Annotated in this window: 15 protein-coding genes; 9 read left to right on the top strand and 6 right to left on the bottom strand. The window is 72.6% G+C overall.

The window, feature by feature from the left end; translation table 11 throughout:
• Positions 1-17: 17 nt before the first annotated feature.
• From OIE47_RS34555 to OIE47_RS34535, 5 genes are read right to left on the bottom strand one after another with little or no spacing between them, the layout of a single operon-like run.
• Positions 18-1,625: a thiamine pyrophosphate-dependent enzyme gene (locus OIE47_RS34555; RefSeq protein ID WP_326558743.1), complete on the bottom strand. Its 1,608-nt coding sequence runs from the start codon at positions 1,623-1,625 to the stop codon at positions 18-20.
• The gene (locus OIE47_RS34550) at positions 1,622-2,464 is read right to left on the bottom strand and encodes an ABC transporter ATP-binding protein (RefSeq protein WP_326558742.1); all 843 of its coding nucleotides are present in this window, start codon (positions 2,462-2,464) and stop codon (positions 1,622-1,624) included. Before OIE47_RS34550 ends, OIE47_RS34555 begins: the two co-directional genes overlap by 4 nt.
• Positions 2,461-3,255 (bottom strand): ABC transporter permease, encoded by a 795-nt coding sequence (locus tag OIE47_RS34545; protein ID WP_326558741.1) that lies wholly within the window; start codon positions 3,253-3,255, stop codon positions 2,461-2,463. The genes OIE47_RS34550 and OIE47_RS34545 overlap by 4 nt, the downstream gene beginning before the upstream one ends.
• 48 nt (positions 3,256-3,303) lie before the next feature.
• The gene (locus tag OIE47_RS34540) at positions 3,304-4,101 is read right to left on the bottom strand and encodes an ABC transporter permease (RefSeq protein WP_326558740.1); all 798 of its coding nucleotides are present in this window, start codon (positions 4,099-4,101) and stop codon (positions 3,304-3,306) included.
• Positions 4,098-5,060 carry an ABC transporter substrate-binding protein gene (locus tag OIE47_RS34535; protein WP_326558739.1) on the bottom strand — a complete coding sequence of 321 codons (963 nt, stop codon included), beginning with the start codon at positions 5,058-5,060 and terminating at the stop codon, positions 4,098-4,100. The genes OIE47_RS34540 and OIE47_RS34535 overlap by 4 nt, the downstream gene beginning before the upstream one ends.
• Positions 5,061-5,385: 325 nt before the next feature.
• On the opposite strand from OIE47_RS34535, the gene OIE47_RS34530 reads away from it, so the two are divergent.
• Genes OIE47_RS34530 through OIE47_RS34490 form a run of 9 tightly spaced genes read left to right on the top strand, consistent with a single transcriptional unit; the run spans position 5,386 to position 13,052 of the window.
• The gene (locus OIE47_RS34530; protein WP_326558738.1) at positions 5,386-6,204 is read left to right on the top strand and encodes a CoA transferase subunit A; all 819 of its coding nucleotides are present in this window, start codon (positions 5,386-5,388) and stop codon (positions 6,202-6,204) included.
• Entirely contained in the window at positions 6,201-6,992 is a 792-nt protein-coding gene (locus OIE47_RS34525) for a CoA-transferase subunit beta (RefSeq protein ID WP_326558737.1), read from the top strand. Before OIE47_RS34530 ends, OIE47_RS34525 begins: the two co-directional genes overlap by 4 nt.
• The gene (locus OIE47_RS34520) at positions 6,989-8,173 is read left to right on the top strand and encodes a thiolase family protein (protein WP_326558736.1); all 1,185 of its coding nucleotides are present in this window, start codon (positions 6,989-6,991) and stop codon (positions 8,171-8,173) included. Before OIE47_RS34525 ends, OIE47_RS34520 begins: the two co-directional genes overlap by 4 nt.
• Positions 8,174-8,182: 9 nt before the next feature.
• Positions 8,183-8,935, top strand: a complete 753-nt coding sequence (gene pcaH / locus OIE47_RS34515; protein ID WP_326558735.1) for a protocatechuate 3,4-dioxygenase subunit beta — start codon at positions 8,183-8,185, stop codon at positions 8,933-8,935.
• Positions 8,928-9,500: a protocatechuate 3,4-dioxygenase subunit alpha gene (pcaG, locus tag OIE47_RS34510; protein ID WP_326558734.1), complete on the top strand. Its 573-nt coding sequence runs from the start codon at positions 8,928-8,930 to the stop codon at positions 9,498-9,500. Before pcaH ends, pcaG begins: the two co-directional genes overlap by 8 nt.
• Positions 9,475-11,103 (top strand): class-II fumarase/aspartase family protein, encoded by a 1,629-nt coding sequence (locus OIE47_RS34505; RefSeq protein WP_326558733.1) that lies wholly within the window; start codon positions 9,475-9,477, stop codon positions 11,101-11,103. The genes pcaG and OIE47_RS34505 overlap by 26 nt, the downstream gene beginning before the upstream one ends.
• The gene (pcaD, locus tag OIE47_RS34500; protein ID WP_326558732.1) at positions 11,100-11,888 is read left to right on the top strand and encodes a 3-oxoadipate enol-lactonase; all 789 of its coding nucleotides are present in this window, start codon (positions 11,100-11,102) and stop codon (positions 11,886-11,888) included. Before OIE47_RS34505 ends, pcaD begins: the two co-directional genes overlap by 4 nt.
• Positions 11,875-12,255, top strand: a complete 381-nt coding sequence (gene pcaC, locus OIE47_RS34495; RefSeq protein ID WP_326558731.1) for a 4-carboxymuconolactone decarboxylase — start codon at positions 11,875-11,877, stop codon at positions 12,253-12,255. Before pcaD ends, pcaC begins: the two co-directional genes overlap by 14 nt.
• Positions 12,252-13,052: an IclR family transcriptional regulator gene (locus OIE47_RS34490; protein ID WP_326558730.1), complete on the top strand. Its 801-nt coding sequence runs from the start codon at positions 12,252-12,254 to the stop codon at positions 13,050-13,052. The genes pcaC and OIE47_RS34490 overlap by 4 nt, the downstream gene beginning before the upstream one ends.
• A 120-nt stretch (positions 13,053-13,172) precedes the next feature.
• On the opposite strand, the gene OIE47_RS34485 is transcribed toward OIE47_RS34490, so the two are convergent.
• A complete protein-coding gene (locus tag OIE47_RS34485; RefSeq protein WP_326558729.1) occupies positions 13,173-13,511 on the bottom strand; it encodes a DUF952 domain-containing protein in 339 nt (112 codons plus the stop codon).
• Positions 13,512-13,581: the final 70 nt, after the last annotated feature.

Here is a 13,581-nt window from a genome sequence, read left to right as displayed (position 1 = left end):
GGCCTGCCGGAACGGGCTCAGGGTTCGAAGTGCGGTTCGGTCGCCACCTGTACGTCGAGCAGCAGCGGCTCGGTCCGGTCGGCCAGCGTCGGCACCACCTCGTCGAGTACGGCCAGCAGGTCGGCGTACGCGGTGATCCGCCGAGCGGGGCAGCCCAACGAGCGGGCCAGTCCGGCCACGTCGATCTCGTCGAACGCCGGCCAGGGCGGCTTGCCGCCGTGCTTCTCCGCCAGCCGATCCATGATCGCGTAGCGTCCGTTGGAGAGGATCACGTACAGCACGCCGCAGCCGTACCGGGCCGCGCTCCACAGTCCCTGGATGGCGTAGAGCGACGACCCGTCGCCGAGCACGGCCACCACCGGCCGGCTCGGGTCGCCGAGGCGGAGTCCGGCGGCGGCGGGCAGACCGAAGCCGAGGCCGCCCATGGCCGCGCTGACAAAACCGCGGGGTTGCCGGGCCGGCAACATCCGGTGCAGTTGGGGGCGGGTGGACGGGGTCTCCTCGACCAGCACCACGTCGGACGGCAGCCGGGCGGCCAACGCGGCGAACACGTGCCCGGCCCGCAGCGGCTCCCCGTCGTCCGGTGCGTCGAGCAGGTCGCCGCCCCCCGGTCGCGCGCTCGCCGGCACCACCGGGCGGTCCGGCAGCAGCCGGGCCACGGCCGCGCAGAACGTCGCCGGGTCGGCGAGTACGGCCAGGTCGGCGCTGCTGTGGTGCAGCTCGGCCGGATCGTCCGAAACCACCGCGACCCGCATCCCGGCGGGTACCAACGGTCCCGGTTCGTACGGGTACTGCCGGAACGCGCCGGTGCCGACGACCACGGCGACGTCATGCCCGGTGAGCACCGTACGCAGGCGGGACCGCCCGGCCGGCAGGTGCCCCGCGAACCGGGGATGGTCCTGCGGGAAACCGGCACGGGCACCGAACGCCTCCTGCCACACCGGGGCGTCCAGCCGGTCGGCCAACTCGACCAGCGCGTCCCAGCTCGCCCGGTCGTCCGCACCGGCACCGACCACGAGCACCGGGGCGGACGCGTCGGCGAGCAGCCGGGCGACCTCGTCGGCGGCCGGACCCGGTGCCGAACCCGATCGCCGTACGACGGTCGGGGCGGCCAGCCCCAGCGACGAATCGAGGTCGGCGTACCAGTCGTCCATCGGCACCACCACCAGGGCCGGACCCCGGTGCTGGCCGGCCTCGTGCCAGGCCCGACGGACCGCCGCCGGTACGTCCTGCGCCAGCACCGGTTGGTCCACCCAGACCGGGTACGGTCCGGCGAGCCGGTCGAGTTGTCCGGCGAGGAACGGCTCCAGGGCCAGATGCCGGCGGTCCTGCTGACCGACCACGACCACCAGCGGCGCCCGGTTGACCCGGGCGGTGGCCAGCGCGCCGACCGCGTTGCCGAGCCCGGCGGTGGTGTGCAGGTTGACGAAGGCCGGCGCCCCGGTGGCGATCGCGTGCCCGGTCGCCAGGCCGACCACCGAGCCCTCGTGCAGGGCGAGCACGAACTCGAGGTCGTCGGGGAGGTCGGCGAGGAAGGCCACCTCGGTCGAACCGGGGTTGGCGAAGATCCGGCGCATGCCGTACTCGCGCAGCACCGCCCAGGTCGCGTCGCGGACCGTGGTCATCGCGGTTCGGCCGGCCGGCCGTCCTTCGCCCGCTGGATCTGCCCGAAGACGTGGGCCCGCAGTTCGGCGAAGCGGGGCGACGAGCGGGTGCCGAGCTGGTCGCGCTCGGCCGGCAGGTCGATTGCCACGTCGTCCAGCACCACCGTCGGTGAGCTGGACAGGACCAGCACCCGCTGGCCGAGGTAGACCGCCTCGTCGATGTCGTGCGTGACGAACAGGATCGTCACGCCGAGTCGCTGCCACAGCGACCGGACCAGGTCCTCCAGGTCGGCCCGGGTCTGCGCGTCCACCGCCGCGAACGGTTCGTCCATCAGCAGGATGTGCGGCTCGTACGCGACCGCGCGGGCGATCGCCACCCGCTGCTGCATCCCGCCGGAGAGCTGCCACGGGTGGGCCGTGTGCACGTCGGCGAGGCCGACCGCGGCGAGCGCCTCCTCGACGAGTTCCCGACGACGGGCACGGGGCAGCTTCTTCTGCTTCAGCGGCAGCTCCACGTTGTCCCGTACGGTCATCCACGGGAACAGGCTGCGGCCGTACTCCTGGAAGACCACGGCCATGCCCGGCGGCGGACCCGCCACCGTGTTCCCCTCCAGGACCACCGCTCCGCCGGTCGGCGGAAGCAGTCCGGCGATGCACTTGAGCAGGGTGGTCTTGCCCGCGCCGGAGGGTCCGACCACGCACACCAGTTCACCCCGGCCGACGGAGAAGGTCAGGTCACGGACGGCCTCGACGGACCGGCCACGGCCGTCGTACACCTTGCGGATTCCGCGTACGTCGAGCAGCACACCGCCGTCGGCCTGTGCCTGTGCCTGTGCCTGGGTCTCGGTCATGGTGCTCATCGACTCCCGCCTCGCTGCGCCTGACGCAGCCCGAAGTACCAGTGAAGGACCCGCCGCTCGAAGACCCGCATCAGCAGCGCGAGCAGGTATCCGAGCAGGCCGAGCAGCAGGATGCCGGTCCACATCTCGGTGACCGCGAACGACCGCTGGAACTGGATGATGGTGAAGCCGAGCCCGTTGCTGGCCGCGAACATCTCGCTGATCACCATGAGGATGATGCCGATCGAGAGGCCCTGGCGCATGCCCGTGACGATCTGCGGGCTGGCCGAGCGGATCACCAGGTGCCAGAGTCGGGCCGGGCCGCGGATGCCGTAGCACCGGCAGGTCTCGGTGAGGACCTCGTCCACCGCGCGGACGCCCTCGACCGTGTTGAGCAGGATCGGCCAGACCGCGCCGGAGACGACCACCAGCACCTTCATCGAGTCGCCGATGCCGGCGAAGAGCATCAGCACCGGGATCAGGACCGGCGGCGGGATCGCCCGCAGGAACTCCAGTACCGGTTCGCAGAAGGCGCGCAGCGCCCGGGACGAGCCGATCAGTACGCCGAGCCCGACGCCGAGCACCACCGCGACGAGGAAACCGGTGAGCAGGCGCAGCACACTGGGCAGTACGTCGTCGGCGAGCCGGGTGGAGTGCAGCCAGACGTCGTCGAAGATGGACAGGATCTCCGACAGCGGCGGCAGGTAGTAGGTGGTGCTGTCGGCGGAGGTGATCCACCAGAGTGTCAGCAGCGCCACCGGCAGGGCGAGCACCGCCAACACCCCCCTGACCATCCGGAGTACGAGACTCACGCCGGCACCTCGCTTCGCTCGGTCACGCCGGCACCTCGCTTCGCTCGGTCACGCTGTTACCTCGCTGCGGATCGACGGGTGCCAGGCGAGCAGCCAGCGCTCGACCAGCCGGGCCAGCACGTTGACCGCCACCCCGAGCAGTCCGGTGACGATGACCAGGGCGTACATCTCGGCGACCGCACCGCCGGACTGGGCGGTACCGATGGCGTTGCCGAGGCCGGGTGCGCCGATGATGAGTTCGGCGGTGATCGCCAGGATCAGCGCCACCGCGGCGGCGAGCCGAACCCCGGTGAGCAGGTACGGCAGCGCGGTCGGCCAGGTGACGTACCTGATCCGGGCCCACCGGCCGAGACCGAACGTACGGGCGGTGTCCTGGGCGACCGGGTCGACGTCCTGTACGCCGTAGAGCACCTGGATCAGCACCTGCCAGAACGAGGCGTAGACGACCAGCAGCAGCACCGAGCGCAGGTCGGTGCCGAAGAGCAGGACGGCCAGCGGGATCAGCGCGACCGACGGGATGGGCCGGAGGAACTCGATCGTCGAGGCGGTGAACTCGCGCAGCACCGGCACGGTGCCGATGACAAAGCCGAGCACGATGCCGAGGGCGACCGCGATGGCCAGACCGAGGAACCAGCCCCGGACGGTGTCACCGGCGGCGGTCCAGAAATCCGGTTCGCCGAGCAGGTCGGTCAGCGCGACCGCGATCCGGCTCAGCGGCGGCAGGTAGTCGGAAGAGACCAGCCCGCTGCGCGGCACCAACTCCAGGACGGCCAGGAAGGTCGCGAACCCGAGTACGCCGAGCAGCGTGGTGCCGCCACCGGCCCGGCGCCCCGATCCGGAACTCACGGGAGCAGTTCCGAGATGTCGACCTTCTCCTTGATCAGCCCGTCGGTCAGCATCAGATCGGCCATGACCTGCACCGATTCGCGGTTGATCTCGGTGGGCCAGGCGGGCAGGGTGATCTGCTCGGTCACCGCGGCCTCGATCTTGGTGTAGCTCAGCAGCACCTTGCGGGCCTCGTCCGGGTGCTCCTGCGCGTACTTCAGCGAGGTCTCGATCGCGGCTGTGAACCGGCGGGTCAGGTCCGCCCGCTCCTTGACGACGTTCTCGCTGGTGAAGTACGCCGCCACCGTCATGTTCGGCGCGGTGTCGACGAAGTTCGAGGCGACCACCCGGGCGCCCTCGTTGCGGGCCACGGTGAAGAACGGCTCGACGATCCAGGCCGCGTCGACCCGCTTGGCGGCGACCGCGGCCGGCATGTCGGGGAAGGGCAGCTCGACGAACTTCACCTTGGTGGCGTCGCCGCCCGCCTTGCGGATGGAGGCGCGCACGGTGGTGTCGCCGACGTTCTTGAGGTTGTTGACCGCGACGGTACGGCCGGCGAGGTCGGCCGCGGTCTGGATCGGACTGCCCGCTGGTACCACGATGCCGCCGAAGTCGGCGTCGGCCTTGCCGGTGGACGAGTTGCCGACCGCGATCGCCTTCAGCGGCAGCCGTTGGGAACGGGCCAGGATGAGCGAGACGACGTTGCCGAAGGCGAAGTCGAACTCGCCGCTGACCACGCCGGGCACGGCCGCGGCACCCCCGGTGGTGTTGACCACCTCCAGCTCGATCCCCTGGTCGCGGAAGAAACCCTTTTCCTCGCCCAGGTAGAGCGGTGCCACGTCGACGATGGGGATCGCGCCGACCTTGACCCTGTCCGGTCCGGCGGACCCGCCGTCGTCGCCGGTGTCCTCGGTGGAGCCGCAGGCGGCCACGCCGAGTATCAGGGTGGCGGCGATGGCACTGACCATGAGACGGCGCATGAGTCGCTCCTGCGTCCGGTGGTCCTGGACGGACCGAGGGGGGCGGGCCTCGACCGGAAGCCCTCGAGGGTGTTCGGAAGCGGTGGTGGTGGTGTTCGCAAGGCGAACGGCTGTTCTCATTTAGAACTTGGCATGTGGTGAGCCTCACGTCAAGGCCTCATCCCGACCTGCGGCGGCAACATTTCCGCAACGGCTCCGGCGTCCCTTGGGGAGGGTCGCGACCTCGTTGACGGAACGCCTCGCCGGCCGCTACGTTCGAATTGAGGACGACAGTCCGCATGCCGAACACGTGGCGGCGGCTCGGAAACGAGGAGGCGGAAGGCCGATGGCGAACATCGTCTCGCTGTCCGAGGGGATCGCGGAGCTGGTGCACGACGGGGACGTGGTCGCCCTCGAAGGCTTCACCCACCTCATCCCGTTCGCCGCCGGACACGAGATCATCCGCCAGGGGCGGCGCGACCTGACCCTGGTACGGATGACCCCGGACGTCATCTACGACCAGCTCATCGGCATGGGGTGCGCGAACCGGCTGGTCTTCTCCTGGGGCGGCAACCCCGGCGTCGGCTCCCTGCACCGGTTCCGCGACGCCGTGCAGAACTCCTGGCCGGGCCGGCTCGACCTGGAGGAACACAGCCACGCCGGAATGGCCAACCGGTACGTCGCCGGCGCCTCCGGCCTGCCGTTCGCCGTACTGCGTGGTTACACCGGCACCGACCTGCCCCGGCACACCTCGAACATCAGGACCATCAGCTGCCCGTTCACCGGCGAACTGCTCACCGCCGTACCGGCACTGCGGCCCGACGTCACCGTGGTGCACGCCCAGCGCGCCGACCGGGCCGGCAACGTCCAGCTCTGGGGCATCACCGGGGTGCAGAAGGAAGCGGTGCTGGCCGCCCGCCGGTCCCTGGTCACCGTCGAGGAGGTCGTCGACCGGCTGGAACCCGTACCGGGTCAGGTGATCCTGCCGGCCTGGGTGGTCGGCGCGGTGGCCGAGGTCCCCGGCGGCGCGCACCCGTCGTACGCCCAGGGCTACTCGGTCCGGGACAACAACTTCTACGTCGGCTGGGACGAGATCAGCCGGGACCGGGACACCTTCCGCCAGTGGATGGAGCGACACGTGCTGGAAGCGGTTGAGTCGGAATGAGTGGAGGCCTGGATACGACCGAACATCCGGACTGGACGGCGGACGAGATGATGACCGTCGCCGCCGCCCGGCAACTGCGCGACGGCACGTCCTGCTTCGTCGGCATCGGACTGCCGAGCACAGCGGCGAACCTGGCCCGCGCCACGCACGCCCCGAACCTGATGCTCATCTACGAGTCCGGTTGCCTGGGCGCCAAACCCGACCGGCTGCCGCTCTCGATCGGCGACGGCATCCTCGCCGACACCGCCGACTCGGTGGTCTCGGTGCCGGAGGTCTTCAACTACTGGTTGCAGCCCGGCCGGATCGACGTCGGCTTCCTCGGGGCCGCCCAACTCGACCGCCTCGGCAACCTGAACACCACCGTGATCGGCGGCAGCTACGGCGACCCGAAGGTCCGGTTGCCCGGGGCCGGTGGCGCGCCCGAGATCGCCGCCTCCTGCCGCGAGGTGATCGTCGTGGTCCGGCAGACCCCGCGTACGTTCGTCGGGCGGGTCGACTTCGTCACCTCGGTCGGCTACGGACGCGGACCGGGCGACCGGGAACGGCTCGGACTGCGCGGCGGCGGGCCCCGCCTGGTCATCACCGATCTCGGTGTCCTGGAACCCGATCCGGACACCCTGGAGCTGACCCTGACCCGGCTGCATCCCGGTGCCACCGTCGACCGGGCCCGCGCGTCGACCGGGTGGCCGCTCGCGGTCGCCGACAACCTCGTCACCGAACCCGCGCCGACCGTGGCCGAACTGAACGCGCTGCGCGCCCTCAGCGCCACCCTGGAAGGTGCGCCATGACCGGCGAGGTGTACCTGGTCGACGCGGTACGCACCCCGATCGGCCGGTACGGCGGCGCCCTGGCCGGCGTACGCCCCGACGACCTGGCAGCGCACGTGGTGGGGGAGATCGTGCGGCGCAGCCCGGATCTCGACCCGGCCCGGATCGACGACGTGCTGCTCGGCAACGCCAACGGCGCCGGGGAGGACAACCGGGACGTGGCGCGGATGGCCGTACTCCTCGCCGGTCTGCCACCGTCGGTGCCCGGCGCCACCGTCAACCGGCTCTGCGGGTCCGGTCTGGAGGCGGTCATCGCGGCCAACCGGGCGATAGCGGTCGGCGACGCCTCGATCTGCCTGGCCGGTGGCGTCGAGTCGATGAGCCGCGCCCCGTGGGTGCTGCCCAAGCCCGAACGGGCCTACCCCGCCGGGGCGCAGACGCTGCACTCGACCACGCTCGGGTGGCGGCTGGTCAACCCGAACATGCCGGCGCAGTGGACCGCCAGCCTCGGCGAGTGCACCGAGCAACTGGCCGACCGGTACCGGATCTCCCGATCGGCGCAGGACGCGTTCGCCCTGCGCAGCCACGGGTTGGCCGCCGCAGCCTGGGCGGACGGGTGCTTCACCGACGAGGTCAGCGCCGTACCCGGAACGGATCTTGTGAGCGACGAGAGCGTGCGGCCGACGACCTCGGCCGCGGCGCTCGCCGGCCTCAAGCCGGCCTTCCGGCCCGACGGTACGGTGACCGCCGGCAACTCCTCCCCGCTCAACGACGGCGCCAGCGCCCTGCTCCTCGCCGACCGAGCCGGGCTCGACACCATCGGCCGGGCGCCACTGGCCCGGATCGTCTCCCGGGCGGTCACCGCGATCGAACCGGAACTGTTCGGCATCGGCCCGGTGGCGGCGGCCCGGCGGGCGCTGGACCGGGCCGGAATCGGCTTCACCGACCTGGCCGTGGTCGAACTCAACGAGGCGTTCGCCGCCCAGTCGCTGGCCTGCCTGTCGCAGTGGCCGGAACTGGATCCCGACCTGGTCAACCCGCAGGGCGGGGCGATCGCCCTGGGACACCCGCTCGGCTCGTCCGGGTCGCGCATCCTCGGCTCGCTCGCCTGGCAACTGCACCGCCGCGGCGGCGGGTACGGGCTGGCCGCCATCTGCATCGGCGTCGGCCAGGGGCTGGCCGTCGTGCTCGAAGCCTGTTAGGAGGGACCGATGACCGAAACCACCGGACGCGGCCCGACCGGCCTGGTGCTGCCGACGTACCGACCGGACGACGACCGTACGCATCCGCCGCTGCTCAGCCCCGAGTACGGCTCGACCGTGTTGCGTGCCCCCACCCGGCCGCTGGTCCTGCTCCCGCAGCGGCTCACCGAGATCACCGGACCACTGCTCGGCGCCGAACGGCTCGGCCCGCTCGACCACGACCTCACCCGCCAGCACGACGGCGAACCGCTCGGCCAGCGGATCCATGTGCACGGCCGGGTACGCGACGGCGACGGCCGCCCGGTCCCCGACACCCTGGTCGAGATCTGGCAGCCGAACGCGTCCGGCCGGTACCGGCACGCGGTGGACAACTGGCCGGCACCGCTGGACCCCAACTTCACCGGCGTCGGACGGGTGATCACCGACGCCGACGGGCGGTACCGGTTCGTCACCATCCAGCCCGGCGCCTACCCGTGGCGCAACCACCTCAACGCCTGGCGGCCGGCGCACATCCACTTCTCCCTGTTCGGCCGGGCGTTCACCCAGCGTCTGGTGACCCAGATGTACTTCCCCGGCGACCCGCTCTTCTTCCAGGATCCGATCTTCAACTCGATCCCCGACCCGCAGGCCCGGCAACGGCTCGTCTCCCGGTACGACCACACGGTCTCCGAGCCGGAGTGGGCGCTGGGCTTCGAGTTCGACATCGTCCTGCGGGGCCGGGACAGCACGCCCTTCGAGGACGGGGACGACGACGATGACTGAGCGGACTGGCTCCACCCCGTCGCAGACGGTCGGGCCGTACCTGCACCTCGGCCTGCTCTGGCCGGACGGGCCCGACGTCGTACCGGCCGGCACGCCGGGGGAGATCTGGGTGCGCGGGCAGGTCTTCGACGGTGCCGGTGCACCGGTGGTCGACGCGCTGGTCGAGAGCTGGCAGGCCGATCCGGACGGCCGGTTCGACCACCCGGACGACCCCCGGGGTGCCCGCCGTTCGACGGTCGTCGGCTTCCGTGGCTTCGGCCGCAGCCCCACCGACGCCTCCGGCCGGTACGCCCTCCGCACGGTCAAGCCGGGACCGCTGCCCGGACCCGATGGAACAGTCGAGGCGCCGCACCTGAACCTGTCGGTCTTCGCCCGGGGGCTGCTGCACCGGCTGGTGACCCGGCTCTACTTCCCCGACGAACCGGCGGGCAACGAAGCCGACCCGGTGCTCGCGAGTATCGACCCGGACCGCCGTGCGACCCTGGTGGCCCGAGGCGCGCCCGACGGGTTCCACTTCGACATCCACCTGCAGGGCGAGCATGAGACCGTTTTCTTCGCCGTCTGAGGACCGCCCACCCGCGCGACTGCGCGGCGTACCGGCCGGGGAGCAGTTCGGCCCGGTACCGGCCGGGGACCGACCCGGTGAGCCCGGCGGCGCCGAAGCCGACGGGGCCGGGACACCGGTCCGGGGCGCGCTGTTCGGCGGGTTGTTCGGAGCAGCCGGGGTGGACGCCGAGCTGACCGACCGGGCCGTGCTGCAGGCGATGCTCGACGTGGAACGCGCCCTGGTCGAGGCGGCGGCCGACGAGGGTCTCGTGCCGGCACCGATGGCCGGGGCGATCGGGCGGGAGTGCCGCGCCGACCGGTTCGACCCGGCCGCGCTCGGGCGGGACGCCGACGCCGCCGGCAACCCGGTGGTCCCGCTGGTCCGGGCGCTGACCGCCGCCGTACCGCGCGACGCCCGGCCGTGGGTGCACCTCGGCGCGACCAGCCAGGACGTGCTCGACACCGCGCAGGTCCTGGTGGCCGTACGGGCCGGGGTGCCGCTGCGGCAGGACCTCGACGCCGCGGCCGACGCCGCCGCCCGGCTCGCCCACGAGCACCGTGACACCGTCATGGTGGCGCGGACGCTCGGCCAGCAGGCCGCACCGACCACCTTCGGGCTCAAGGCCGCCGGCTGGCTGACCGCGCTGCTCGACGCCGGGACCCGGCTGGACGTCCTGCTCGACGCCGGGACCCGACCCGACCTGCCGCTCGACGCCGGGACCCGACTCGACCCCCTGCTCGACGCGGGGACCCGGCTCGACCCGCAAGCCCGGCCGGGTCAACCTCCGGACCGGCTCGGGCTGCCGGCGCAGCTCGGTGGCGCGGCCGGCACCCTGGCCGCCCTCGGACCGGCCGGTCCGGCGGTGGCCGACCGACTCGCCCACCGGCTCGGCCTGGCCACCTCCCCGCTGCCCTGGCACACCCGACGGCAACCGCTGCTCGACCTCAGCGCCGCGCTCGGCGGACTGATCGTGGCCACCGGAAAGATCGCGCTCGACGTCGGCCTGCTCGCCCAGTCCGAGGTGGCGGAGGTCGCCGAGGGCGGCGCGGCGGGACGGGGCGGCTCGTCGGCGATGCCGCACAAGCAGAACCCGGTCGACTCGATCCTCGTCACGGCGGCGGCCCGGCGCGCCCCACACCTGGTCGCGACGATGTACGCCGCCGCGATCCAGGAGCACGAGCGGGCGGCCGGCGGCTGGCATGCGGAATGGGAACCGCTGCTCGACCTGCTCCGGCTCGCTGGCAGCGTCGCCTTCCGGACCCGGCGACTGCTCGACGGGCTGCGGGTCCGGCCGGACCGGATGCGGGCCAACCTCGCCGCCACCGGCGGCCTGGTGCTGGCCGAGGCGGTCGCCGCCCGACTCGCATCCGGGGTCGGGCGTACCGCCGCGCACGACCTGGTCGCCCGAGCCGCCGCCGAGTCGTCCCGCTCCGGGTCGACGCTGCGGGACGCGTTGCTCGCCGACCCGACGGTCCGCGCCCTGCTCACCGACGACGACCTCGACCGGGCACTCGACCCGGACCGGTGGTTGGGATCCGCGGGCATCTTCGTCGACCGCGCCCTGACCCGGCACCGGGAACAGCGGCCGGCCGGTGACCCGCCAGGGGAGGTAGGCCGATGACGAGTCGACTGCACGCCCGGATCGACGGTCCCGAAGACGCGCCGGTGCTCGTACTCGGCAGTTCGTTGGGGACCACCGGGCAGATGTGGGGGCCGCAGGTCGGCGTACTGGCGTCACGGTTCCGGGTGATCCGGTACGACCACGCCGGTCACGGTGGCTCGGCACCGCCGTCCGCCCCGTACACGATCGCCGGTCTCGGCGCCGACCTGCTGGACCTGCTCGACGACCTCGGGATCCGGCGGGTGTCGTACGCGGGACTGTCCCTCGGCGGGATGGTCGGCATGTGGCTGGCCGCGTACGCCCCGCAGCGGGTGGAACGGCTGGCGCTGCTCTGCACCTCGGCCCTGCTCGGCCCACCGGAGGGCTGGCGGGAGCGGGCGGAGACGGTACGCCGGGCCGGCACCGGGGCGGTTGCCGACGCGGTGCTCGCCCGCTGGTTCACCCCATCCTTCGCGGTACGGCGGCCCGAGGTGGTCGCCGCCCACCGGGCGATGCTGACCTCGACCCCGGCCGACGGGTACGCCGCCTGCTGCGAGGCGATCGGGGCGATGGACCTGCGGCCGGACCTGCCCCGGATCACCGCTCCGACACTGGTGGTCGCCGGAGCCGACGACCCGGCGACGCCGGTGCCGCACGCCGAACTCATCGCCGCGACGATTCCGGGCGCCCGGCTGCGGGTGGTGCCCGACGCCGCCCACCTGGCCAACGTCGAGCAGCCCGAGACGGTCACCGCTCTGCTGCTGGACCATTTCGGATCGCCGGGGGAGCCCGATGGACGACCGTGAGCGGCACGAGGCCGGCATGGCGGTACGCCGGCAGGTGCTCGGCGACGCGCACGTGGACCGGGCCGTCGCCGGTACCGACGAGTTCACCGCCGACTTCCAGGACTTCATCACCAGGTACGCCTGGGGCGAGATCTGGACCCGTCCCGGCCTGGACCGGCGTACCCGCAGTTGCATCACGTTGGCGATGCTGGCCGCTCTGCAGCACGAGGAGGAACTGGCGATGCACGTACGCGCCGCGCTGCGCAACGGTCTGACACGCGAGGAGATCCTCGAAGTCCTGCTGCAGGTCGGCGTCTACGCTGGCGTACCAGCGGCGAACCGGGCGTTCAAGGTCGCACAGCGCACTCTGCAACAGGAGGATGGGTGACCGAGGCGACCGAGACGGCGTCGCGTAGTCCGGAGTTCGTCCAGTCCCTCGAGCGCGGGCTCGCGGTGATCCGGGCCTTCGACGCCGTCCACCCGCAGCTCACCCTGAGCGAGGTGGCCCGCGCGACCGGGCTGACCCGGGCCGCCGCCCGCCGCTTCCTGCTCACCCTGGTCGAGCTGGGATACATGCGTACGGACGGGCGGCTGTTCTCGCTGCGGCCCCGGGTGCTGGAACTGGGCTACGCCTACCTGTCCAGCCTGAGCCTGCCGGAGGTGGCCCAGCCGCACATGGAGGCGCTGGTCGCGCAGGTCCACGAGTCCTGCTCGATGTCGGTGCTCGACGGCGACGAGGTGGTCTACGTCGCCCGGGTGCCGACCAAGCGGATCATGGCGGTGGCGATCAGTGTCGGGACCAGGTTCCCCGCGTACGCCACCTCGATGGGGCGGGTGCTGCTGGCCGGACAGCCGGCCGACTGGCTCGCCGGCTACCTCGACACGGCGCAGTTGCGTCCGCTCACCCGGCGTACGATCACCGACCCGGCCAAGCTCCGCGCCGCGCTGACCCGGATCGGCAACCAGGGGTTCGCGCTGGTCGACCAGGAGTTGGAGGAGGGGCTGCGGTCGCTGGCCGCACCCATCCACGGCGAGGACGGCTCGGTCATCGCCGCGCTGAACGTGTCGGCGCACGCCAGCCGGGGCACCTCCGAGGTGATCCGCCGGGAACTGCTGCCGCCGCTGCTCGCCACCGCCCGGCGGATCGAGGAGGACCTGCGCGGCGGCGCTCAACCCACGCGCTGACGTGGATTGGTCCCGCTGCGCCGGCCCGCCACCCGGCTCGGCCAGCGGGTCTCGGGCCGGCGGCGCGCCAGGCTCGGCCAGCGGGTCTCGGGCCGACAGCGCGCCAGGCTCGGGCCGGGCTCAGGTGAGCAGGGCGGCCACCGCGTCCGGGATCGGGAGGTCAGCCGGCAGGGGTGCGACGGCCACCACCGCGCCGGTCGGCAGCGGTCCGTACAGGTGCGGGAAGAGGGCGCCGCCCCGGGACGGTTCCCAGCGCAGGTCGGGGTCGAGCCGATCCGGGTCGACGGTGAGCAGGACGAGATCCGACTGGCCGGCGAAGTGCCGGGCCGCCGTCTCGACCACCTGGTCCCGGCCGGAGAGGTGGATGAAACCGTCCTGGAGGTCGACCGCCGAACCGTCGTACCGACCCCGGGTCTCGGCTTCGGCCCATTCCGCCGCCGCCAACAGTTTGTAGATCACCGGCTCAGCCTAGACACCGGTCGGTCGGTGAGCGCTCGTCGGTGGGATCCGGGCCGGCTCGGTACCACCG

The sequence above is a fragment of the Micromonospora sp. NBC_01796 genome, from assembly GCF_035917455.1.
Lineage (GTDB): Bacteria > Actinomycetota > Actinomycetes > Mycobacteriales > Micromonosporaceae > Micromonospora_G.
This window is presented reverse-complemented; position numbering and strand designations above follow the sequence as displayed.